The organism is Agrobacterium cavarae (assembly GCF_004310285.1).
GTDB lineage: Bacteria > Pseudomonadota > Alphaproteobacteria > Rhizobiales > Rhizobiaceae > Agrobacterium > Agrobacterium cavarae.
Genome location: NZ_SISF01000023.1, coordinates 418,339 through 442,538, shown reverse-complemented (window position 1 = coordinate 442,538; position 24,200 = coordinate 418,339). Strand labels below are relative to the sequence as shown.

Annotated in this window: 17 protein-coding genes and 1 tRNA gene; 6 read left to right on the top strand and 12 right to left on the bottom strand. The window is 59.0% G+C overall.

The annotated features are described in order from the left end of the window. Positions 1–98: 98 nt before the first annotated feature. Positions 99–1,097, bottom strand: coding sequence for an MBL fold metallo-hydrolase (locus EYC79_RS05110; RefSeq protein ID WP_165456959.1), 999 nt, complete (start codon positions 1,095–1,097; stop codon positions 99–101). Between the two features lie 192 nt (positions 1,098–1,289). Between EYC79_RS05110 and EYC79_RS05105 the strand changes: the two genes are divergently transcribed. Then, complete coding sequence (locus EYC79_RS05105) at positions 1,290–2,687, top strand: MDR family MFS transporter (RefSeq protein WP_130977324.1); 1,398 nt, start codon at positions 1,290–1,292, stop codon at positions 2,685–2,687. A gap of 2 nt (positions 2,688–2,689) precedes the next feature. Here the strand turns inward: EYC79_RS05105 and EYC79_RS05100 are convergent, their stop codons facing one another. From EYC79_RS05100 to EYC79_RS05090, 3 genes are all read right to left on the bottom strand, one after another. Continuing rightward, a complete protein-coding gene (locus EYC79_RS05100; RefSeq protein ID WP_130977323.1) occupies positions 2,690–3,412 on the bottom strand; it encodes an RlmE family RNA methyltransferase in 723 nt (240 codons plus the stop codon). 1 nt (position 3,413) lies between these two features. Then, complete coding sequence (locus EYC79_RS05095) at positions 3,414–4,961, bottom strand: Ppx/GppA phosphatase family protein (protein ID WP_113259942.1); 1,548 nt, start codon at positions 4,959–4,961, stop codon at positions 3,414–3,416. A 223-nt stretch (positions 4,962–5,184) separates the two neighbouring features. Then, positions 5,185–5,261, bottom strand: a tRNA-His gene (locus tag EYC79_RS05090). A 313-nt stretch (positions 5,262–5,574) separates the two neighbouring features. Between EYC79_RS05090 and EYC79_RS05085 the strand changes: the two genes are divergently transcribed. Both EYC79_RS05085 and EYC79_RS05080 read left to right on the top strand, forming a co-directional pair. Further along, entirely contained in the window at positions 5,575–9,426 is a 3,852-nt protein-coding gene (locus EYC79_RS05085; RefSeq protein ID WP_130977322.1) for a PAS domain-containing sensor histidine kinase, read from the top strand. A 94-nt stretch (positions 9,427–9,520) separates the two neighbouring features. Further along, entirely contained in the window at positions 9,521–11,161 is a 1,641-nt protein-coding gene (locus EYC79_RS05080; protein WP_245495196.1) for an ABC transporter permease, read from the top strand. 319 nt (positions 11,162–11,480) lie between these two features. On the opposite strand, the gene EYC79_RS05075 is transcribed toward EYC79_RS05080, so the two are convergent. From EYC79_RS05075 to EYC79_RS05050, 6 genes are all read right to left on the bottom strand, one after another. Further along, positions 11,481–13,433 carry an acetoacetate--CoA ligase gene (locus tag EYC79_RS05075; RefSeq protein WP_130977321.1) on the bottom strand — a complete coding sequence of 651 codons (1,953 nt, stop codon included), beginning with the start codon at positions 13,431–13,433 and terminating at the stop codon, positions 11,481–11,483. Positions 13,434–13,461: 28 nt separating this feature from the next. Beyond that, the gene (locus tag EYC79_RS05070) at positions 13,462–14,274 is read right to left on the bottom strand and encodes an ABC transporter permease (RefSeq protein ID WP_062426026.1); all 813 of its coding nucleotides are present in this window, start codon (positions 14,272–14,274) and stop codon (positions 13,462–13,464) included. Between the two features lie 3 nt (positions 14,275–14,277). Next, entirely contained in the window at positions 14,278–15,186 is a 909-nt protein-coding gene (locus EYC79_RS05065) for an ABC transporter permease (protein WP_130977320.1), read from the bottom strand. An 11-nt stretch (positions 15,187–15,197) separates the two neighbouring features. Next, entirely contained in the window at positions 15,198–16,355 is a 1,158-nt protein-coding gene (locus tag EYC79_RS05060) for an ABC transporter ATP-binding protein (RefSeq protein ID WP_112955900.1), read from the bottom strand. An 80-nt stretch (positions 16,356–16,435) separates the two neighbouring features. Next, the gene (locus EYC79_RS05055; protein ID WP_130977319.1) at positions 16,436–17,533 is read right to left on the bottom strand and encodes a polyamine ABC transporter substrate-binding protein; all 1,098 of its coding nucleotides are present in this window, start codon (positions 17,531–17,533) and stop codon (positions 16,436–16,438) included. A gap of 185 nt (positions 17,534–17,718) precedes the next feature. Further along, positions 17,719–19,137, bottom strand: a complete 1,419-nt coding sequence (locus EYC79_RS05050; RefSeq protein ID WP_130977318.1) for a helix-turn-helix domain-containing protein — start codon at positions 19,135–19,137, stop codon at positions 17,719–17,721. 240 nt (positions 19,138–19,377) lie between these two features. Between EYC79_RS05050 and aceA the strand changes: the two genes are divergently transcribed. Further along, a complete protein-coding gene (gene aceA / locus EYC79_RS05045) occupies positions 19,378–20,667 on the top strand; it encodes an isocitrate lyase (protein WP_112358817.1) in 1,290 nt (429 codons plus the stop codon). 102 nt (positions 20,668–20,769) lie between these two features. Further along, positions 20,770–21,015 (top strand): SMc00767 family acetate metabolism repressor, encoded by a 246-nt coding sequence (locus EYC79_RS05040; protein ID WP_062426031.1) that lies wholly within the window; start codon positions 20,770–20,772, stop codon positions 21,013–21,015. Between the two features lie 62 nt (positions 21,016–21,077). Here EYC79_RS05040 and EYC79_RS23895 read toward each other — a convergent pair whose 3' ends face one another. Further along, positions 21,078–21,209 (bottom strand): hypothetical protein, encoded by a 132-nt coding sequence (locus EYC79_RS23895; protein WP_280956445.1) that lies wholly within the window; start codon positions 21,207–21,209, stop codon positions 21,078–21,080. 242 nt (positions 21,210–21,451) lie between these two features. Next, positions 21,452–22,636, bottom strand: a complete 1,185-nt coding sequence (locus EYC79_RS05035; RefSeq protein ID WP_130977317.1) for a BaiN/RdsA family NAD(P)/FAD-dependent oxidoreductase — start codon at positions 22,634–22,636, stop codon at positions 21,452–21,454. A gap of 127 nt (positions 22,637–22,763) precedes the next feature. Between EYC79_RS05035 and EYC79_RS05030 the strand changes: the two genes are divergently transcribed. Continuing rightward, positions 22,764–24,200 carry a glutamine synthetase family protein gene (locus tag EYC79_RS05030; protein WP_062426035.1) on the top strand — a complete coding sequence of 479 codons (1,437 nt, stop codon included), beginning with the start codon at positions 22,764–22,766 and terminating at the stop codon, positions 24,198–24,200.

Sequence of the window (24,200 nt, the reverse complement as noted above, 5' to 3'; positions counted from 1 at the left end):
GAATAGAAAAAACCCTGAAAGCTGTGCAATGCACCGTAGAGCGACGAGCCGCGATGGTGTCGCCGCGGCTCGAAATGCTTGTGATGATCGACTACGGGTCAGATATCGAACTGGTAGGACTTCGGCACGAACCTGTATCCGGTATCGAGTTTTTCCGCGTAACCGACAGATGGGAACGGCATGTGGTAACCGAGGAAGGCGACGCGATCTGTTGCGACCATGTCGAAAACCTTCTTGCGCGTCGCGGCAGCCGCCGCCTTGTCCATATCGAAGCGCACCTCCCACTCCGGACGCTGCAGCGACAGCACGAAGTGGTTTGCGGTATCGGCCGTCAGGATCAACCGCTTGCCGCTGGACTCCACATTGAAGATCATGTGACCCGGGGAATGACCGACGGCGGCAATCGCACTGATGCCAGGCACGACGTCAGCACCATCGCCGATGAAGGTCGCCTTTTCCGCCAGTGGCTTCACATTGGCGAGCACCGCCTTATGACCATTTTCGGCAGGCGTGCCGACACGCTTTTCGTCGGTCCAGAAGTCGTATTCCTTTTGGCCGAAGACGTAGCGTGCCTTAGGAAAGGCTGGCTTGCCCTTCTCCATCAGGCCGCCAATATGGTCGCCGTGCATATGAGTCAGAACCACAACGGTCACGTCGTCCGGCGTATAACCGGCCGCGGCCAGCCCCTCGAGGAGCCGCCCATTGCCGGATTCACGACCCTGCTCGCCAAAGCCGGTGTCGAACAACACGAGGTCGGAGCCTGTATTGATCAAGGCGGGCGAGAAGCTGTTGACGAATTGATCGGTGGGCAAAAAGTTCTTCTGCAGCAGCTCGCTGACCGCTTCCGGACTTTGGTTCGTGCCGAAGGTTTCACCCGGCTTGCCGGAAGGACGCGCACCGTCCTTGACGACCAGAACTTCAAAGTCTCCAAGCTTGAAACGATTGGTTTCGGGCGGCATTGCGTGGTTGATCTCCATGGACGTCTGGGGCTGGCTTGTCTGGGCACTTGCTGCGCCGCTGAGCACAAAGGGGGCCACTGCTCCGGCGCCTGCGGTGCCGAGCAGCACGCGCCGGCTGATGTTCATCCTGTCCGTCATGACTATCTCCACTTGTTGGGGTACCACGGGGTTTAACGAGCATTTGCGGCATTCGGTTCATTAGCAGTTCCTCACAGCGTCGTGAGGAGGACAACGGTCCTTTTCTTGCCAAATGTTTAGTTGGCAAGTCATCGATGCGGGAGTAGTAAGTGGTCCGAACTTTGTCGATGCGGGGTGGGCCGCAGTCAAGCCATGAACAGAATCATTCCGCTAATCCTCGCCGTCGCCCTCTTCATGGAGCAGATGGACTCGACCGTGATCGCCACGGCGCTGCCGGCGATCGCCAGGGATCTCAATGTCGGCCCGATCACGCTGAAGCTCGCGCTGACCGCCTATATGGTGTCGCTTGCCATCTTCATTCCGATCAGCGGCTGGATGGCGGACAAGTTCGGTGCGAAGAAGATTTTCCGCTTTGCCATCGCGGTCTTCGTCATCGGCTCCATCTGCTGTGCGGTGTCCGGTTCGGTCGTGGAATTCGTCGTCTCACGCTTCCTGCAGGGCATGGGCGGTGCGATGATGACGCCCGTCGGTCGCCTCGTTCTGTTGCGCACCACTAAGCGTACCGATCTCGTTTCAGCCATGGCGTTGCTGACCATTCCGGCGCTCGTCGGACCGCTGACCGGTCCACCCATCGGCGGCTTCATCACCACCTATTTTTCCTGGCACTGGATTTTCCTGATCAACGTTCCGATCGGCGTGATCGGCATCTGGCTCTCGACGATCTATCTTCCGGAGATCGAGACCACCAATCCACCGCCCATGGACTTTCTCGGCTTCATCCTGTCCGGCCTTGCCGCATCCGGCGTGGTCTTCGGCTTTTCGGTGGTCAGCCTGCCCGCTCTACCGCCCTTTGTCGGCATTGCAGCGATTATCATCGGCTTCATCTGCGGCGCGCTTTACGTCCGCCACGCCAAAATCCACCCAGCGCCGATCCTGGATTTCAAGATTTTCCGGAACGCCACATTCCGCACCGCCTCCATCAGCGGAACGGTCTTTCGCATCTCGACAGGCGCCATTCCCTTCCTGATGCCATTGATGTTGCAGATCGGCTTTGGCCTCAACCCGTTCCAGTCGGGCATGATTACCTTTGCCGGGGCCATCGGCGCCATCACGACCAAGTTCATGGCGCGCCGTGTCTTTGCCGCAACCGGCTTCAAAGCGACTTTGATCAGTGCTGGCGTGGTCGGTGCCTGCACGACGGTCGTGAATAGTTTCTTCACGCCGCAGACGCCCTATTCGCTGATCATGATCTGCCTGGTGGTCGCCGGCTTTGCCCGCTCGTTCTTCTTCACCGGCACGAATGCCCTCAGCTACTCCGATATCGATGACCATCAGGCGAGCCAGGCCACATCCATGGCCTCCGTGCTGCAGCAGATCAGCCTGGCGCTCGGCGTCGCCTTCGCAGCGACAATTCTGGAAGTCAGCAGCTACTTTTCCGGCGGCCATCTCCAGCTTGCCGATTTCCATCTCGCCTTCGTAGTAGTGGCGCTGGTCTCGCTGTTTGCCACCCTGCCGCTGATTGCGATGGACAGGGGTGCCGGCGCCGAGGTTTCCGGCCACAGGAGCAAGGCCACACAGCCGGCTGAATAATCCTATTCGTCCGCTGCTTCGACCGGGGCTGCCTTACGGCCCTTGAAGTGCTTGGCAAGCAGGAACATTTCCACCGATTCAGAGCGCGACGAGGCGGGCTTGATGTGAAGCACCTGCTTGAAGTTCTGCTTGAGCATGTCAAGCAACTGCTTTTCCGTGCCGCCCTGGAAGGTCTTGGCAAGGAAATGCCCGCCTTCTGCCAGAACCTGGACGGCGAAATCCGCAGCGACTTCGCACAGATGCATGGTGCGAATGTGGTCGGTCTTCTGGTGGCCGGTTGTGGGTGCCGCCATATCGGAGAGAACGAGATCGGGCGTACCACCAACAGCTTCCATCAGAAGATCAGGCGCGTTTGGATCGAGGAAGTCGAGCTGCAGGATTTTTACACCGGGAATCGGATCGAGCTGGAGGAAGTCGATCGCCGCAACGCGAATATCGTCTTCGGTCGAATCCGTCACTTTGGCGGCAATCTGCGACCAGCTGCCGGGAGCGGCACCAAGGTCGATGATGCGGCGCGCGTCTTTGAGGATCTGATGCTTGTCGTTGATTTCCAGAAGCTTGAAGGCCGCACGGGCGCGGTAGCCTTCCAGCTTGGCACGCTGCACATAGGGGTCGTTGATGTGCCGCTCCAGCCAGCGGCGGGACGATGCCTTCAGCTTCGTCTTCTTCACCTTCTGGCCGATCTTGCGTCCGGTACGGTTGGTGCTCGTGGGCGCCTTGCTCATATCAACCCTTCCGCTCTGTTTTGCCCTGCGTCTGGGCACGGCGTATCTTATTGCGGCGCCATGCGCCATCATCTGCCATCATATCGGTCAACAGGCCTTCACGCAGCCCACGATCTGCCACGCGCATGCGCCGTGCAGGCCAGCGCCTGCGGATCGCTTCCAGAATGGCGCAACCGGCAAGAACCAGGTCCGCACGATCCGGCCCGATGCAGGCATTGGCGGCGCGTCCGGCAAAATCCCAGGCGAGCAACTTGGTCTGCATGGCCGTGACCTCGGCATCCGAGAGCCATAGCCCATCGACCTTGCGGCGATCGTAGCGCGGCAGATCGAGGTGGACACCGGCAAGCGTCGTCACCGTGCCGGAGGTGCCGATCAGATGAAAATCATCGAGTGTAGACTGGTCAGACAGTGGCGGGCAGTGGAACGCGTCGAGCAGGCCTTCGACTTCCGTCACCATGGCCTCGAAAATCGCTGGCGTCACATCGCGACCGCCGTGGCGCTCCGAGAGCGTCACCACACCGACAGGAAGCGAGGTCCAATGGGTGATGTGGTTGGCAAGCCGGTTTGAGCGGTTTTCATTCAGCCGAATGACCGCGATTTCCGATGAGCCGCCGCCGATATCGAAGAGGACGACGGAGCGAGCTTCGCGTCCGACAAGCGATGAACAACCGGAGACAGCAAGGCGCGCTTCCGTCTCACGGCTGATGATTTCAAGATCAAGGCCGGTCTCACGCGTCACACGGGCAAGAAATTCTTCGCCGTTGGCAGCCGCGCGGCAGGCCTCGGTCGCAATCAGCCGCATGCGGCGAATGGGCCGTCCCGCAAGCTTTGCCGCGCAGACCTTCAGCGCTTCGACAGCACGATCCATCGCATCATCCGATAGTCGTCCGGTCGACACCAGGCCTTCGCCAAGGCGCACGATCCGCGAGAAGGCATCCACCACGCGGAATTGGCCTGGACGCGTCGGCTGCGCTATCAGAAGGCGGCAATTGTTTGTACCAAGGTCGAGCGCCGCATACATATCGGAACTGGGCTCGAAAGCCTCCCGACCAGCGCCATGCCGCGAATGTGCAAAGCCCGCGGGCTCCACGACAACCGCTGCACCATTGGCTCCCTGGCCGTTTTGCTTGGCTGCAGGCCGTGGCGCATGGCTTGGCACCAGTGGCCTGCCCTGCGGGTCGCGGTGCGGGCGCTTGCGATTGCGCGTTTTTCTTTTGCTGGATGGTTGCTGCTCAGGGCGCGCCGATAGGTCCGGCTTCTGAGCTTCTGCCGCAATGCCTGGAGGTGTTTTCTGAGCGCCCTGCCCGCCGGAACGCCTGCGGCGTTTGCGCTTGCGCGGCTCTGCTCCAGGCTCGATACCGCCTGGGGGTGGAGGCTCCTGACGGGAGTCGGCAACAAGCAGTTGCGGCAAAGCAGAAGCGGAACGGTTCTTGCCGCCTCGCTTGCCCTTGCCACGACGGGAACGCTTCGCCTTCCCTTTTTCTGCCACCGACGCCCCTGGTTCCGACGGCTTTACGCCGTTGCCGGGGTCAATCACTGTTTTTTCCATTCCGCCGCGCAAAGGCCTAAAGGCATGCCGCTGGCGTCCATAAGGTTACGTTGGCGTGACCTTACCAGTATGTGACATTCTAGCCAACCGATTTTTGGCCGCGCGAGAGATCGCACACGCCATTTCGGATGGGGATAGGCAGTTTTTAAGGGGGGATCGAAAAGAGAAACTTCTCTTCTCCCCGCAAGTCGGTGTGACGAAATGACTGACGGGGAGAAGAGAATGGTACGGTTGAGTGGGGTCGAACCACCGACCTCAGGTGCCACAAACCTGCGCTCTAACCAACTGAGCTACAACCGCACAAGAGACGCTTGCGCGTCACGGGGCTCACATACGGGGAGTTTTTCCCTTTTGCAAGTCCTTCTCTAATTTTTGCGAAAAAACATATAGAAAGCAAGCGCGTTTTCCCATGGTCATCCAGCACCCGGATCGGCGGCGTTCCGGTCCACGTGATATTAACTCTATTTCCCAATTCCCTCAGGCGATTATGGACCCGGCGGCCCTGTGAAGTTATTTAAGATTCTGTTAACGTCACGCCGATGCAGGCTGTGTGGTGCCTCATGAGGAGGCCGTGCGGCAGCGAAGGTCACGTAGTGCCAAAGTAGGTTCCGACATGCCCGCCGTTCAATACCCGTTTATCGACATAGCCGTGCATGAGCGCGTTCGGGAGAAATTCGCCAAGGGTGAAGCGCTTGCGCTGTTCTCGATGGACCTCAAAAGCGCGCTCTGGGCGAACGGACGCGGTGCTGCTCTTTTCGGCACGCCGATGATCTATGATTTCATCGAGCATGGGCCGAAAGCGCAGGATGTGACCTTCCGTCAGGTGGCGGGTGCGGCAAGCCGGCTGCATAATATCGGTGACCGCCAGCAATTCATGATCCGCGTTCCGTCGGGCTTTCGCAGCGTTGCCGTCTCTGCCGCCCTCGAAGTGATCGAAGTCGAGCGGCAGCAGCCGGTGCTTCTCTTCTCCGCTATGTTGGATCAATCCGGCCTATCACTGGAAGAACGCGCCTGGAGGATGATCGAAGGATTCGATGATCCCGATATCCACATGGCCGTGATGGACGAAAGCGGCGCGATTATTGCTGCCTCTGGAAAATTCGCCGATCTTGAAATCGCACCGCAGACCGCCAGGACTTTGATATCGATGGCGGCGCGTCATGCCAGCAAGCTGGTGAAGCGCCCTGTGCCAACGGGCAAGGGCTATCTCCCCGCTGCCACCGCGCAACTGACGCAAAAGCCCGTTCTCAATCTCGTTTTCGTGGTCGAGACCGCGCTCGGCAGACTCGACCCCTCCTCCGAGTTCATCGAGGAGCGGCCTGAACCAAAGGCTGTCCCTGTCGAAGAACAGGCTGAGTTGGCATCCAAGCCATCACAGCAACTGGCGTTCGAAAGCGTTCTCGATGCGGTTGCACAGATCGAAGAGACGGATGATGAGCAGCAAGAGGCGGACGAGCACGGCGTTGCAGAGGCTATCTCGAACGAGGACCAGTCTGTTTTCCTAGCCTATAAGCAGGATACGGACGAGGAGCTCGAAACAGTTGAGGCGCTTTCGCCTGCAGACGATTTTCTTTTGGCAGACGAGAAAAAGCCGGCAGCGGTGTCGACACTGGACGAAGAGCCCAGCCATAGCGCCACGGCGGATAACACCGACGACGCACATAGCCTGGAAGGTATTACGTCCGAGGCACAGGAAGCGCATTTCCCGGAGGCAGCCGAGCCCCAGGCGCTGACGATTGACACGCACGAGCCAGCCGACGAACCGGCATCCACCTCGCCTTTCGTATTCAATCCGAATGGCCGGGCGAGCCGTTTCGTCTGGAAGATCGATGCTGCTGGTTGCTTCAGCTCCATTTCGCATGAGTTTGCCGAAGCCGTGGGGCCGAAGGCCGCGGCTGTCGAAGGCATGAGCTTTTCCGACCTTGCTGCTCTCTTCAACCTCGATCCGGAAGGCAAGATCGCCGAACTCTTGAAGCGCCGCGACACATGGTCGGGCAAGACGATCTACTGGCCTGTCGAGGGCACGTCCCTCGCCGTGCCGATCGATCTTGCCGCCCTTCCGACCTATACTCGGGCGCGTGAATTCGATGGTTTCCGTGGTTTTGGCATCGTGCGGATCGCCGATGCGGTGGAAGACCCACATGCGGCAGGCCTCGTGCTGGCGGGAGAGAGCCATCCCGACGACGAGCTAACGATTGCCGAGGACCAGCAGGATGACGCGGCGGCGGTAGAGCCCGATGTCTCCGCTGACGTCACCCCAACCCACGTCGAAGAACCCGTTCCTTTCTCCTTCGTGGATGAAGACGAGGCAGAGGCAGAGGCCGACGCGGTTGAGACGGACGTACTCGAAACGGATTCCGTGCCGGAAGAACCGCAGCAGCAGCGCTTCCACCAGCCGCCGGAACATGAGGTTCCGGTGTTGAAGATTGCCGAGAAGCCGGTTCAATCCTATTCCGACAAAGTCGTGCACATCGATGAACATCGCAATCGTCGCGATGGCCTGACGGCAAGCGAACAGGCGGCATTTCGTGAGATCGGCCGCACCCTGAAGCCCGTCGAAGACGAAGAAGCGACGCCGGTTGTTTCTAAAGACTCGCCGTCGGACGATAGAGCCGACGAGATTTCTGTCGAGGCCGAAGCAGAAGACGCTGTTGCGGCTGCCGTTGAGACAGAAGACGCCAAGGCTGAAGCCGACGAACCGGCTGTCGCCACCGATGCCGTCGACGCCGATCAACCAGCCGCGCCGGCCGAGGACGATGCATTTCACGCCTATACGCGTGGTGACGAGCCTGTGGCCTTTACCCATCCGCCCATCGGCACCCGCATGGAAGGCGGCCATGATGAGGATGAGCACGACACCGCTGCTGCCGAGGAACCGGCCACGCAGGATGAGGACGTCGATCCCGCCATCGACGATGAGGCGGTCGCGCTCGCGCCTTCCACCCGTGTTTCAACTGGACTGACGCCGGAGACTGTCGACCAGATGCCGGTGGCGCTTCTTATCCACAGCGGCGATCGTCTGATCCATGCCAACCCTGAGTTCCTGCGCCTGACTGGCTACACGGATCTCGACGAGTTGACAGCGCTGGGCGGTCTGGATGCGCTGCTGCAGCGGGAAGAATTGGACAATGTTTCCGAGCGCAGCGGCGGCATGGTCGCGGTAAGCGCCGAAAACGAACTCATTCCCGTGCGGGCAAAGCTGCAGTCGGTTCGTTGGGAGGAGGCAAGCGCCTTGATGCTATCGCTTATCCCGACTGAAACGGTACGAGATGCGGCGCTAGTTCACGCGGCTGATGTGGCGGGTGAAGAGCCGACAACTGACAACGCAGAAGACTCCGACCGGATGAAGGGCGAGATCGAGGAGTTGCACTCCATTTTGGAGACGGCGACCGATGGCGTGGTCCTGTTGGACGAGGATGGCAGTATCCGCTCGCTCAACCGCTCGGCCAGCGCACTCTTCAATTACGACGGTGCCGAAATCTCCAACAAGCCCTTCGTGACGCTGTTTGCGCATGAGAGCCAGCGGGCCGTGCTCGATTATCTTTCGGGTCTCGCCAATAATGGCGTTGCAAGCGTGCTGAACGACGGTCGTGAAGTGATCGGTCGGGAAGCCTCCGGCGGTTTCCTGCCACTCTTCATGACGATCGGCCGGCTGAAATCCACCAATGGTTATTGCGCGGTCATCCGCGACATCACCCAGTGGAAGCGCACTGAGGAAGACTTGCGCAACGCCAAGCGCGCGGCAGAGACCGCGAATGCGCACAAGACCGACTTTCTGGCGCGTGTCAGCCATGAAATCCGCACGCCGCTCAACGCGATCATCGGCTTTGCCGACATGATGGCGACGGAGCGTTTCGGGCCGATCGGTCATCCGCGTTACATCGAATACTCCAACGACATCGTCCGCTCCGGGCGCCATGTCCTCGATATCGTCAACGATCTTCTGGATATCTCCAAGATCGAAGCCGGCCAGATGGATGTGGATTTCAAGGCGGTGGCGCTGAACGAAACCATCGCGGAAGCGGTCTCGCTGGTTCAGCCGCAGGCGAACAACCAGCGCGTCATCATTCGAACTGCCTTGTCGCAATCGGTACCGCCGGTCGTTGCGGATCTGCGCTCGATCAAGCAGATCCTGCTCAACATCCTGTCGAATGCCATCAAGTTCACGCCGTCGGGCGGCCAAATCGTCGTGTCGACGGCCTATGAAGCGAATGGCAGCGTCGTGCTGCGGGTGCGCGATACCGGCATCGGCATGACGCGCTCGGAGCTGGAGCAGGCAATGAAGCCTTTCCGCCAGGTCTCTGCTTCCAGCAGCCGTGTTCGTGGCGATGGAACAGGTCTCGGTCTACCATTGACGAAGGCGATGGTGGATGCCAACCGCGCCAACTTCTCCATCACCTCCACGCCGAATGAAGGAACGCTGGTGGAAATCAGCTTTCCATCGCAGCGGGTTCTTGCGAACTGATTGGCTCAGCTGTTAGCAACATCCGTGGCCGCCACATACCGGTCACGGAAGGACAAACGCCTTGCATCCAGCAGAACATCCAACCGCCGCGTCGATGCGGGCAGGATCGCGCGTCAGTCCGCTGACGATTGCGGCCATGCTGCTTTCCGCACTGGTCGCGATGCCGCTGATTGCCATATTCGTCATCGCTCTGACGGGTGGCACCAACGGCTGGCAGCATCTTCTGGTCAACGTGCTGCCGCGGTCCGGCGCGCAGACGTTGCTTCTGCTCCTCATGACAGGCGCCTTCACCACGATCACCGGTGTCACGACCGCTTGGCTCGTGACCATGTTCGACTTCCCCTTCCGCCGGCTCCTTTCCTTTGCTCTGGTGCTGCCGCTGGCAATCCCATCCTATCTCGCAGCCTATGCCTTTGGTGAGTTTCTGGATTTTGCCGGCCCGGTGCAGAGCGGGCTACGCGCGCTTTTAGGCTACCAAACCATTCGCGATTACTGGTTTCCCGATATTCGCTCGCTTGGCGGTGCCGTGCTGGTTCTGGGTTCGGTTCTTTATCCTTACATCTATCTCTCCACCCGCGCGGCCTTCGGGTTGCAGGGGCGGTTTGCGGCTGATGCGGCGAGGACGCTCGGTGTCGGCCCTTTGCGCCTTTTTCTCTCCGTCCAACTGCCGATGGCGCGTCCTGCAATCATCATCGGCCTCGCATTGGTGATGATGGAGACGCTGAACGATATCGGCGCGGTGGAGTATCTTGGCGTGCATACGCTGACCTTCACCATTTACGAGACGTGGCTCAACCGTGGCAATCTCGCCGGCGCGACACAGATCGCCGCGTGCCTGGTCCTCATCGTCGGGGCGCTTATCGTCATCGAGCGGAGAGCCCGCAGGCGACAGCGTTTTGCAGCCGGTAAAGCGACGGCGATGCATCAGCGCTCCGCGAGAGTAAAACTGTCGCCAGCCCGTGGGTGGCTCGCGACGCTTCTCTGCGCACTGCCCTTCTTGTCCGGCTTTGCGATCCCGGTTCTCGTGCTCGGTAGCTATGCTCTCAAACGGCTGAACGGGCTTGCTGATCCGAAACTCCTCAAGGCGCTGCTTCACAGTCTGGAAGTCTCGCTGCCAGTGGCGGTGATCACGTTGTTCGGCGGTTTTCTGCTGGCCTATGCGCAGCGAGAACGCCCCTCATGGCCGCCGCGCTTTGCCGTTCGCGTGGGCTCGCTCGGTTACGGCATACCGGGCACCGTGCTTGCCATTGGGGTTTTGCTTCCGCTTGCCGGTCTCGACAATGCGGTGGATGGGATAATGCGGAGCCATCTTGGCATCTCCACCGGGCTTCTTTTGTCCGGCACCGCCTTTGCGATCATCTATGCGCATAGCGTGCGCTTCATGACGCTCGCGGAAGGTACGGTCGATGCTGGGTTCCAGAAGCTGTCGCCCCATCTCGACATGGCATCACGCACACTAGGCCGAACCCGGCTTCAGACGCTGGTTGGCGTGTTGCTGCCCAATATCCGACCCGCCGCGATTACGGCATCGCTGCTGGTGTTCATCGAATCGCTGAAGGAACTTCCGGCGACGATCATGCTGCGGCCATTCAATTTCAACACGCTGTCGACGATGGTCTATGAAAGCGCGTCGCGCTCCCGCGTGCAGGATGCAGCGCTTCCAGCGCTCGTCATCATTGCGGCCGGGCTGGTGCCGGTCATCCTCGTCTCACATTCGCTGGACAGTGACGCTTAAAGTGTTCTTGCTTTCCCGCATCGTGCTTTCCGAAAAATCGCGTTTGATTTCCGGGCTAATGCTCAAAAAAGAGGCAGCTGACGCTGCCACTAAATTTGTGCTTTCAACGAGAGTAGGATCGAAAATACATCATGTCTTTTTGGAGCCACCGGCTCTCCATCCCGTCATCGAATGGACCCGCGTTAGATTCATTTTTGGACAATTCACTTTAAGAGAAGGTTAAAACCGCATCCCACCTTTGACGGGCGACAATTCCTATCGGTCGTCACGCGATGGTTAAATCCGGGGCGCGATCCCCTCGCATTATCCGCCCCAACACTCAGCTCTGAAGCGCTGCGATACCTTCGAAGAAGGCAAGCGCCTCTGGATTGGCAAGCGCTTCCTTGTTCTTGACTGACCGCCCGTGGACCACATCGCGCACCGCCAGTTCGACGATCTTGCCGGACTTCGTTCGGGGGATATCGGCCACCGCAATGATCTTTGCCGGAACGTGACGGGGCGATGCACCTGTTCTGATGCGGTTTTTGATGCGTGAGATCAGCGCATCATTCAGGCTTGCGCCATCCTTCAGGCGAACGAACAGCACTACGCGTACATCGCCGTCCCAGTCCTGCCCGATGCAGAGCGCTTCCAGCACCTCGTCGATCGTCTCCACCTGGTTGTAGATCTCGGCCGTGCCGATGCGCACGCCGCCGGGGTTCAGGGTGGCATCCGAGCGCCCGAGAATGATCAGCCCGCCATGCACCGTCCATTCAGCGAAGTCGCCGTGGCACCAGACATTGTCGAAGCGGCCGAAATAGGCGGCACGATACTTTTCACCATCCGGATCGTTCCAGAACATGATGGGTTGGCAGGGAAAGGGTGCGGTGCAGACGAGCTCGCCCTTCTCGCCGCGAACCGGCTTGCCCTCGTCATCCCAGACATCCACCGAAAGACCCAGGCCCGGCCCCTGGATCTCTCCTTTCCAGACCGGCTTCACCGGATTGCCGAGCACGAAGCAGGAGACGATATCGGTTCCGCCCGAAATTGATGCAAGCTGGACGTCGCTCTTGATGCCGTCATAGACGAAGGAGAAGCCTTCCGGCGATAGCGGCGATCCTGTGGACGTGACAAGCCTCAGCGCCGAAAGATCATGGGTCTTGCCCGGTTCCAGACCGGCCTTGCGCACCGCATCGATATATTTGGCCGATGTGCCGAAGACGGCAAAGCCCTCTTGTTCTGCATAGTCGAAGAGCGCAGTGCCATCCGGCGCGAATGGCGAACCGTCGTAAAGGCAGAGCGTTGCGCCCGAAGCGAGGCCCGTTACCAGCCAGTTCCACATCATCCAGCCGCAGGTAGTGAAATAGAAGAAGCGCTCGCCCTCTATCAGCTCACAGTGAAAGCGGTGCTCTTTCAGATGCTGCAGCAGCGTTCCGCCAGCCGAATGGACGATGCATTTGGGAACGCCGGTGGTGCCGGAGGAGAAGAGGATATAGAGCGGGTGGCTGAACGGCTGGCGGACGTAATGTAGCGCTTTGGGCTGAAAAGGCTGAATGACATCATCATAGTGGAGAATGCCAGCTTCATTCTCCTGGTCGGTCTGCGTCGTTCCCGCATACGGCACCAGCAGCAACGGAACGCCGAGTTTTTCGGCAACCGCCTTGGCCTTGTCCGCCACCTCCTGCCGCTTGCCATTATACCAGTAGCCATCGCAGGCGATGAAGAGTTTCGGTCCGATCTGCCCAAAACGATCCAATACACCCTGTTCGCCAAAATCGGGCGAGCAGGAGGACCAGACGGCGCCGAGCGATGTGGCAGCCAGCATCAGCGCCACGGTCTGCGGCATGTTCGGCATCATCGCGGCAATGCGGTCGCCAGCTTCTATGCCCCTCTCGGCGAAGGCCTGCTGCAAGCGTGAGACCTCTTTGCGAAGTCGATCCCAGGACCAGCGCGCCTCGACTTTGTCTTCACCGCGGAAGATAAGCGCATCATCCGGCCCGCCGCGGCTCAGCAGATTTTCAGCAAAATTCAGCTCCGCATCCGGGAAGAACCGCGCGTGGAGCATGTCATCACGGTCGATGAGAACGCGTTCCCCCGCCTCTCCGATCACGCCGCAATAGGTCCACACCGCACTCCAGAAATCTTCGCGCGCATCTATAGACCAGCGGTGAAAGGCGTCGTAATCGGCAAACTGCACGCCATAGTGGCTGGCGCACCAGTCGATAAAGTGCGTCACGGGCGAGTGCGCGATGCGCTCAGCCGACGGTGTCCAAAGTGGGTTGGTGTCAGTCACGGTGGCCTCCTCCTGCCCCCAAATCTACTCAGCCTTTTGCAGCGGCGTGCTCATCCCTCATGCGTTGGAGTTCGCTCCGCTTGGAGGTAATGGACGCGCAGATCACCCCGATCGTGACGAGTCCAATCAGGATCGTGCAGACGGCGTTGATCTCCGGCGTTACCCCAAGACGAACCTGGGAGTAAATCTTGATCGGCAATGTGGTCGCGCCCGGTCCCGTGGTGAAACTTGCGATGACCAGATCGTCGAGCGACAGGGTAAAGGCCAGCATCCAGCCGGCGACGACAGCCGGCATGATCAAGGGCAAAGTGATGCGAAAGAAAGTCTTGACCGGGGGGCAGCCGAGATCGAGCGCCGCTTCCTCCAGGCTGCGATCGAAGGTCAGAAGCCTGGACTGCACAACGATCGCGACATAGCACATGGTGAAGGTCGTGTGGGCGATGACGACCGTCCAGAAGCCGCGATCCACCCCGATGGAAACGAAGAGCAGCAGCAGCGACAGGCCAGTAATGACCTCCGGCATGACGAGCGGCGCATAGATCATGCCGGAGAAGAGGACCCGTCCCGGGAAGCGGGCAAAGCGTGTCAGCGAAAGCGCCGCCAACGTTCCAAGAATGGTGCCGATGGTAGCGCTCAGCACGCCGACACGCAGCGTAATCCATGCCGCGTCCATCAGGCCCTCATTCGACCACATGGACTGATACCAGTGCAGCGAAAATCCGCCCCAGACCGTCACCAGCTTGGAGGCATTGAAGGAATAGATCACCAGAATGAGGATCGGGATATAGAGGAAAGCGAAGCAGATGGTTAGGATCGTGGTGTCGAACTTGCCGCGTTTCATGGCTCAACCCACCTTTTTCTGCTGGTTCTGGAAGATGGCGATCGGCACCACCAGCAGTAGGAGCAGGATGACGGCCACCGCCGAGGCGAGCGGCCAGTCGCGGTTGCCGAAAAACTCGGTCCACAGGGTCTTGCCGATCATGAGTGTCTGAGCCCCGCCGAGAAGATCGGGAATAACGAACTCGCCGGTGATGGGAATAAAGCAGATCATCGAGCCTGCCACGACACCCGGCAGCGACAGGGGGAAGGTGATCTTCCAGAAGGCTTTCCAAGGCGGGCAGCCAAGATCGGCAGCGGCTTCCAACAATGTGTTGTCGAGCTTTTCCAGCGCCGAATAGAGTGGCAGCACCATGAAGGGAAGATAGGAATAGACGATGCCGATGAAGACGGAGGTCTCGGTGCGGAATATGTTGACCTGTTCGTCCGGCCCGAGAAGGCCGAGCGACTGGAACAGTACAGTCAGCAGCCCCTCCGGCTTCAAAATGCCGATCCAAGCGTAGACGCGGATGAGAAATGACGTCCAGAACGGAAGGATGACGAGCATGACCAGCGTTGGGCGGATGTGGCTCGGGGCGCGCGCCATAGCAAGCGCCATCGGATATCCGACAAGAAGGAGCAGCACCGTTGAAATGACGGCGATTCGCAGCGACGACAGATAGGCTTCGATGTAAAGGGGGTCTTCAGTCAGGAAGATATAGTTGTCGAAATCGAGCTGAGAGAAGAACTCACGGATCCTGCTGAAGCCTTCGAAGACCGGCACGTAGGGCGGCATGGCGATCGCGGTATCGGAGAGCGAGATTTTCACGATGATGAAGAAGGGCGCTGCGAAGAACAGGAACAGCCAAAAATAAGGAACGGCCACCACCAGCCATTGCAGTGGGTTTCGGCGGCTTTCAGGAGAAGGAATCGCCATTTGTCGCTCTCCTATCGCGTCAGAACCAGGCCGGAATCGGATTTCCAGGTGAGCCAGACCTTGTCATCGAAGGTGATGGGACGATCGACCAGGCGCGAGACATTGGCCTGGGCGGCACGCATGATGCGGCCATCATCGAGCTTGACGATGAAGATAGAGAAATCGCCGAGGTAGCCGATATCCCAAACCTCGCCATGTGCGACATTCACCGTTTCATCGGCCGGCGCGTCGAGCGAGATGCGGACCTTCTCCGGTCGAACGGCGAAGGCCACCTGGCTGCCGACAGCGGCCTGGCATTCCTGCTCCACCGTCACCTTCAGACCTTCGCAATCCAGCACGACCTGGGCAGGCTTGCCGTTTGCAGGAGCCTTGCTCTCGACCTTCGCTTCGAAAATATTGATGTCGCCGATGAAGTCGGCCACGTAGCGACTGTTCGGCGCCTCGTAAATTTCGGCAGGCGTTGCGACCTGCACGACGATGCCCTTGTCCATCACCGCAATACGGTCCGAGACGGTCATCGCCTCCTCCTGGTCGTGGGTGACGATCAGGAAGGTGAGGCCGAGCGTCTGCTGCAGATCCATGATTTCGAACTGGGTTTCTTCGCGCAGCTTCTTGTCGAGAGCGCCGAGCGGCTCATCGAGGAGCAATACCTTGGGACGCTTGGCGAGCGAACGGGCCAGCGCCACGCGCTGACGCTGGCCACCCGAAAGCTGGCTTGGTTTGCGCTTGGCAAACTCGGTAAGCTTGACGAGGCGCAGCATCTCCGCGACGCGGTTTGCGATATCAGCTTTCGGCAGGCCGTCCTGCTCCAGACCGAAGGCGATGTTCTTCTCCACCGACATGTGTGGGAACAGCGCATAGGACTGAAACATCATATTGGTCGGGCGCTTGTAGGGAGGCACGCCGGAAATGTCTTTTCCCTGTAGGAGAATACGCCCCGAGGTCGGCTCCTCAAAGCCCGCCAGCATGCGCATCAGCGTTGTCTTGCCGCAACCGGATGGCCCGAGCAGAGAAAAGAATTCGCGCTCGTAAATATCCAGCGTCAGATTGTCGACGGCGGTGAAATCACCAAATCGCTTGGTCACGTTTTCGAACCGGATGAAGGGGACCGAGGATGGATCTGTCCAGGGAGAGAATTTGCGTTTTACCGGGCCGAGTGATTTCGCCATGACCTGCTCTGTTTGCTTTCGAGAGTGCCGAACGTGAAAGGGGCAGGCTGTTACCGCCTGCCCCTTTTGTCCAAATCCGATCAGGTGCCGGTTTTTATCTGGGTCCAGATACGGTTCAGAACGCGCTGTTCGCGCGGCCCGTATGGCGAGATGGTGAAGAGCTTCTTCATCGTCGCCTCGTCTGGATAAACGGAAGGATTCTTCGCAACCGCCGGATTCATCAGCGCCTGGGAAGCAAGATTACCGTTGGCGTATTGAACAAAGTCAGAAGCCTTCGCAGCCACTTCCGGCTTCATCATATAGTTGATGAAGGCATGCGCCTCTTCGACATTCTTGGCATCGGCCGGAATGGCGAAGGAGTCCATCCAGATATAGGTGCCTTCCTTCGGAATGACGTAGTTAACCTCGACGCCGTTCTTGGCTTCCTCGGCGCGGGTTTTGGCCTGCAGCACGTCACCGGACCAACCGATGGTGATGCAGCTATCGCCATTGGCAAGCTCATCGATATAGGCGGAGGAATTGAACGTCTTCACATAGGGACGGATCGCCTTGTAGACATCGCCGCCAGCTTCCAGATCGGCTGTCTCCTTGCTGTCCGGGTTCTTGCCCAAATAGTTCATGGCAATTGCAAAGGTCTCGTCCGATGCGTCGAGAATATTGATGCCGCAGGACTGCAGCTTCGTTGCGTTTTCCGGCTTGAACAGAATGTCCCAGCTATCCACCTTCACGTCACCGAGAGCCGCCTTCACCTTGGCGACATTGTAGCCGATGCCGGTCGTGCCCCACATGTAGTTGACGGCGTATTCGTTGCCGGGGTCGTACTGCGCCAAACGCGTGGTGATTTCCGGCCACATGTTCTTCAGGTTCGGAAGCTTGGACTTGTCGAGCTTCTGATACACGCCCGCCTTGATCTGGCGTGCGAGGAAGGGTGATGTGGGGGCCACGACATCATAGCCGGAATTTCCCGCCAAGAGCTTCGTTTCCAGAACTTCGTTGCCGTCATAAACGTCGTAGACGACCTTGATGCCCGTCTCCTTGGTAAAGTCCTCAAGGATCGAAGGGTCGATATAGTCGGACCAGTTATAGACGTGGACGACCTTTTCCTGGGCAAAGGCAGCGCCGGCAGAAAGAACGGCCGTGGCAAAAGCCAGGGTGAAACGAAGCGATCGATAACTCATGATTTCTCCTGATGTGGCGCATGACGAGAAACTGCGCAAACCCCTTTGTTTTGGCAGAGACTAAGAAGGAAAATCACCCTCCGCAAGCAGAAATGTGCAGTGCGAAAATTTCAGGCAGATGACATCTCGGCGCGGCGGCCCTAGGCCTTCGCAAAAGCCCCGCATCGCGCGTCTTTCGTGCCAAGTTATTGAAAATCGAAGACGCTGAGGCCCGTCACCATTTCATCGAGACCGAGCGGACGTGTCAGCGGTGCCTCCGCTCGCGACAGGCAGCCCTGTCTTTCGCACAACCTGCAGGACGGTCCGATGGCAACTGCACTGGCCGAAGCAGAGAGCGCTTCGCCATAGACGATATCCTTTGCGTGCGCCGTTTCTGTCACGATCATCAGAGCCGTACGGCGCACCCGTTCCCCGAAACCGGCCTGAGGTCCTTCGAGCGTGCGTGAGATGGTGATGTAGGAAGCGCCGTCCGGCATTTCCGTACTCTCAACCAGTATCTGCCCAGGCTGGGCGAAGGCCGCATGAAGATTGAGCCTAGGACAGAGACCACCGAATTTCGCCTGCGGAAAGCCCTGCGCGCCGGCCTTGCGAAAGCGGTTTCCGGCACTGTCGGTTTCCATCATGAAGAAGGGAACTGCCGACGATCCAGGCTTTGCCAATGAGACAAGACGATTGGCTGCCTGTTCGAAGGAGACATTGAAGCGCGCGCGCAGCACGTCGATATCGTAGCGCGCCCGCTGGGCCGCAGCCAGGTAGGCAGCATAGGGCATCATCAAAGCGTGGGCGGCATAGCGCGCGAGTTCAAAACGAGCGATGCGCTTTGCTTCTTCATTTGAAAGCGCAAGCGCCTCCAACTCCTGCGAGATTTCATCCGTCAGCGCGAGCAAAGACACTTCCATCGCCAGTTCCCGAAGCTGGTCATGCATCGAAAGCCGCTCGGACAGAAAAAGACGCATGGAGTGCCGGTCATACCGGCGACGCAGATTCGGCATGACATGGACCGGCAGGCTGCGCACGATGATGCCGTGGTTCTTCTGCAACCAGGATTTCAAAGCCGATGCCAGATCGTCGCTCGCTCCGAGTGCAGTATGAAAGCTCTCCGCCGCGCCATCCAGAAGAGCGAAATGGGCAGGCCTGCTTTCGAATATCTGCCGGACCTCGTCGATCGGCAGGCGTGTGGCCGACAGGGTCGTCTGATGGCCCTCGCGCGCCAGAAGGTCGGAGAGATCGCTAAGGCGCTTGGCCTGTTCGCTGTAGGCCCGGTAGAGCTTGACCACACCCATGGCGGCGTTGGGTGCGGCTTCGGCCACTTCGACAAGTTCCTGTGGCGAGGGAATTTCCCCTGCCAGCAGCGGATCGGCGAAGATCTCCCGTAACTGGCTGGCGGTGCCGCCGCTTTCCCCCTGCAGATCGTCGAGATCGACCTTGTAGACTGAGGCGAGTTTCAGCAGCAGTTGCACCGTCAAGGGACGCTGGTTGCGCTCGATCAGATTGAGATAGGAAGGTGAGATTGACAGCGCTTCCGCCATGGCGGTCTGCGTCAGGCCCAAGCCGTTTCGCACCCGGCGCACGCGCGGCCCTGCAAAGATCTTGGTTTCCGCCATCATCCCTCCCCTTTGACAAAAGCTCACAAACGACCAGAGTTCTTCTCTTTTACAAATTTTACATTTTTACAAAGACATTCTGTCAAAGACGATACAGCATAACCCGTTTCAAGTCACTGTTTTTCCTTTTTATCTAGCCACGGAAAACCGATAAATGTAAATTCAGTCACATCAGATCGCTGTTATCGATCCAACGCAGAAGCAGCGGGAAGTGACAGCACACAGACATGGGAGAGAGATGTGACTGATTTTTACAAGCTTGTTCCAAATGCTCCGAAGGGACGCTTCGACGGCATCGAGCGCACCTACACGGCGGACGATGTTTTGAAGCTGCGCGGCTCGGTCGATATCCGCTATTCGCTGGCCGAAATGGGCGCCGACCGCCTTTGGAAGTTGATCAACGAAGAAAGCTTCGTCAATGCACTCGGTGCGCTTTCCGGCAACCAGGCCATGCAGATGGTTCGCGCCGGTCTGAAGGCCATCTATCTTTCGGGTTGGCAGGTTGCGGCAGACGCAAACACCGCATCCGCCATGTATCCTGACCAGTCGCTCTATCCGGCGAATGCCGCACCCGAACTTGCCAAGCGCATCAACCGCACGCTTCAGCGCGCCGATCAGATCGAAACCGCCGAAGGCAAAGGTCTTTCGGTCGATACATGGTTCGCGCCGATCGTTGCCGATGCCGAAGCCGGCTTCGGGGGGCCGCTCAACGCCTTCGAAATCATGAAGGCCTTCATCGAGGCGGGCGCGGCGGGCGTTCACTATGAGGACCAGCTGGCATCGGAAAAGAAGTGCGGCCATCTCGGCGGCAAGGTTCTGATCCCGACGGCGGCGCATATCCGTAACCTGACGGCAGCGCGTCTTGCGGCAGACGTCATGGGTGTTGCGACCCTCGTCATCGCCAGAACCGACGCGGAAGCAGCAAAGCTTCTGACATCCGATATCGATGAGCGGGATCGCCCCTTTGTCGATTACGATGCCGGCCGCACGGTCGAAGGTTTCTATCAGGTCAAGAACGGGCTGGAGCCCTGCATCGCCCGCGCCAATGCTTACGCTCCCTATTGCGATCTGATCTGGTGCGAAACATCCAAGCCGGATCTGGAGCAGGCCCGCAAATTTGCCGAAGGTGTTCACAAGGTTCATCCAGGCAAGAAGCTTGCCTATAACTGCTCGCCGTCCTTCAACTGGAAGAAGCACCTGGACGATGCGACGATTGCGAAGTTCCAGCGTGAGTTGGGAGCGATGGGCTACAAGTTCCAGTTCATCACGCTCGCCGGTTTCCACCAGTTGAATTACGGCATGTTCGAACTGGCACGCGGCTACAAGGATCGCCAGATGGCAGCCTATTCGGAGCTTCAGGAGGCGGAATTTGCAGCCGAAATCAACGGCTACACCGCAACCAAGCACCAGCGCGAAGTCGGCACCGGCTATTTCGACGCGGTCTCCGTCGCGATTTCCGGCGGCACCTCATCCACCACCGCCATGAAGGAATCTACCGAGCACGACCAGTTCCGCCCGGCCGCAGAATAACATCGGAAGTGTGAAACGCTTCAGGTACTTTTGTTAACGCATGTCGTTATCCGCAAACCGCTCAACAGCTTTGCGCGGCATGCTCTTTGAGGAGGAAAGACAATGGCTTCGATTTCGAGAGTTAGAGAACGGGCAGAAGAACAGTCCTCTGCCATGACGCAGGACCAACAGGCTGCCATTCGTATGCTGGCAAACGACCTGCACCGCCTCAACCAAGCGGTCATGAATGCGGTCGAGGCAGGGATCTCCGTCGAACTCGTCCGCTCGGCCCGCCACCATGGCGGCGACGGAAACTGGGGCGATCTGCTGATCCCGGTTATCGTCGCGCAGAGCAAGGCTGCGGCCTAATCAACTTGAGCCGGACGGGAAACCGTCCGGTTTCACCTCATTCTACGAGCTGGTAGGCTTGTTCAGAACAGGAGCGCCAGGAGAGTAGCCAGAGCGCCAGCCGCGATCAGGCTGAGGCGAAAGGTAATGAGGAGGTTGTCATTGCGCGTGCGGGCAATAGCGACGGCGCGGGCGCGATTTCTGGACATCATCATGAGCGGCTTCCAACGAAAAACTTGACCGATCAATGCCGGGTTCCGGCGTCCAGCGAGACCTCATGTTCCAACTCGCGTTGTGCTGGCATAGAGGTCAGCATGACTCGCGTCTCTTAACAAGATGTTAAAGCATCGCCGCGTTGCAGCATTTCTGGCAAGAGTGGTTTCCGCTTTGCACTCAGAATGCGTCAGGGGAAGCCGTTTGGGCAAAGTTCGGCGGACACAGGCTGGCCGGACTTTTCCTAAACGGACTCTCCCGCAGCGTAACCGGATGCCCAGGCCCACTGGAAATTATAGCCACCGAGCCACCCCGTAACATCCACACCTTCACCGATGAAATAGAGCCCCGAAACAGCTTTGGCCTGCATGGTTCTGGAGTCGAGATGACCGGTGTCGACGCCGCCGAGCGTGACCTCGGCGGTGCGGTATCCTTCCGAGCCAGATGGCCTGATCTGCCAGTCCTGCGCGCTTGCTGCGAGCGCCATCAGCGCCTTGTCGGAAAGGTCGGCAAGATGGCTGGTGAGGCCCGATTGCTCCACCAGATATTGCGCAAGCCGCTTCGGCAAAATCTCGCCGAGCGCCGTCTGGGCGGATTGACGGCCATTGGCTTTCTTGGCAGCCTTCAGCTTCTCAGCAATGTCCTGTTCGGGCTCGAGCTTCAGGCGAATGGCATCGCCTTCCCGCCAATAGGATGAGATCTGCAAAATGGAAGGACCACTCAAGCCGCGGTGGGTGAAAAGCAGCGCTTCGCGAAACGTGGTTTTCTCGTGTGAGATATCCGCCGGGACCGCAACGCCGGAGAGGGGCGACAGCCGCTCCAACTGCGACGGATCGAGTGTTAGCGGCACCAGACCGGGACGCGGCTCGACCAAAGGGAGCCCGAATTGCTCGGCAAGTTTGTAAGCAAAGCCAGTGGAGCCCATCTTGGGGATCGACTTACCGCCGGTGGCAACGACCAGGCTCTTTGCCTCGATCACTCCTTGCGAAGTCGCCACGCGGAAGCCGCCTGTTGCCACGCCCTCGACCGATGTGATCTCAGTCTGTAGCCGCAGCTTGGCACCCACAGCCTGCATCTCCGTCAGCAACATGCGAATGATGTCTTTGGCGCTGTCGTCGCAGAAGAGTTGGCCGAGCGTCTTCTCGTGCCAGGCGATCTTGTGCTTCTCCACCAGATCGAGAAAATCGCGCGGGGTGTAGCGGGCGAGCGCCGATTTGGCGAAATGCGGGTTTTGCGACAGGTAGTTCTTCGGCCCGGCGTGGATGTTGGTAAAGTTGCAGCGCCCGCCCCCGGAGATGCGGATTTTCTCTCCCGGCGCCTTGGCATGGTCGAGGATGATGACGGAGCGGCCGCGCTGACCGGCACGGATGGCGCACATCATGCCTGCGGCGCCCGCGCCCAAAATCAGCACATCACATTTTTCCGTCATGGATTTTCCTTATCCTTGTTGCACTCCCTCTTTTCGAAGTCAGGCTTCTTGTCAATGCGCATTCCCCTCTCGCCAATTGTCAAAGTCTGACTATTATGCCCCCAGTCGAAACAGACACCGGTGATTTATGCCCCCCAAGAAAACCATGCTCCGCCCGAAGAAACCGGCAACCATGGCGAAGAAACCACCCGTTGAACTCTCCTCTACCCGCGGCGTCTCCACATGGCGCGAAGCGGCGCAATGGCTGAAGGTTCGCGGGATCGAAGACATCGAATGCATCACTCCCGATCTGGCAGGCGTTGCACGCGGCAAGATGATGCCGACGGCAAAGTTCACGGGCGACACCTCGCTGGCGCTGCCCTCCGCGCTCTATCGTCATACGATTTCCGGCGACTATCCGGACGAGACCGCAAATTTCCGCTATGAGCCGCGCGACAGTGATCTCAAGCTGGTGCCCGATCTCTCCACCCTCTCCGTCGTACCGTGGGAAAGCGATCCGACCGCACAGGTCATCTGTGATGTCGTGGACCAGGAAGGCAAACCCGTTTCCTACACGCCGCGCAACGTCTTGAAGAATGTGCTGTCTCTTTATCAGGACAAGGGCTGGAAGCCGGTGGTCGCGCCGGAAATCGAGTTCTATCTCGTGGCGATGAATGACGACCCGGATTATCCGCTGCATCCGCCAAAGGGTCGTTCCGGTCGCTCCATCGTTGGCGGCCAGAGCTATTCGATTGCCGGCATCAACGAATTCGACGAATTGATCGACGATATCTATCATTTCTCGGAAAAGCAGGGTCTGGAAATCGACACCCTCATTCATGAAGAGGGGCCGGCGCAGCTGGAAATCAACCTGCGCCATGGCGATCCGGTCGAGCTTGCCGATCAGGTGTTTCTCTTCAAGCGTACCATTCGCGAAGCCGCGCTGAAACATGGCATCTACGCCACCTTCATGGCAAAGCCCATGCAGGCTCAGCCCGGTTCGGCCATGCACATCCACCAGTCCGTCATCGATATCGAGACGGGCCAGAACGTGTTTTCCAACAAGGATGGCACCCCGTCTAAAGAGTTCTTCTCCTTCGTCGGCGGCATGCAGCGCTATGTGCCGAACGCGTTGGTGATGCTGGCGCCTTACGTGAACTCCTATCGTCGCCTGACGCCGGATATGGCCTGCCCGGTGAACAATGCCTGGGGTTACGACAACCGCACCACGGCGTTTCGCGTGCCGATTTCCGGACCGCAGGCACGGCGCGTGGAAAACCGGCTGCCGAGTTCGGATGCCAATCCGTATCTCGCGCTTGCCGCATCGCTCGGCTGCGGCTGGCTTGGCATCATGAACAATATCGAACCGACGGAGCCGACCTACGAGACCGCCAATGAAGGCTCCATCGAGCTTCCACGCGGTCTGCTCGAAGCCGTCGCACTTCTGGAACAGGAGCAGCAGTTCGAACGCATCTTCGGCAACGAGTTCGTCGGTCTTTATGCCGGCCTGAAGCGCGGCGAGTTCGAAACCTTCATGCAGGTGATCAGCCCATGGGAGCGCGAGTTCCTGCTGCTGAACGTGTGA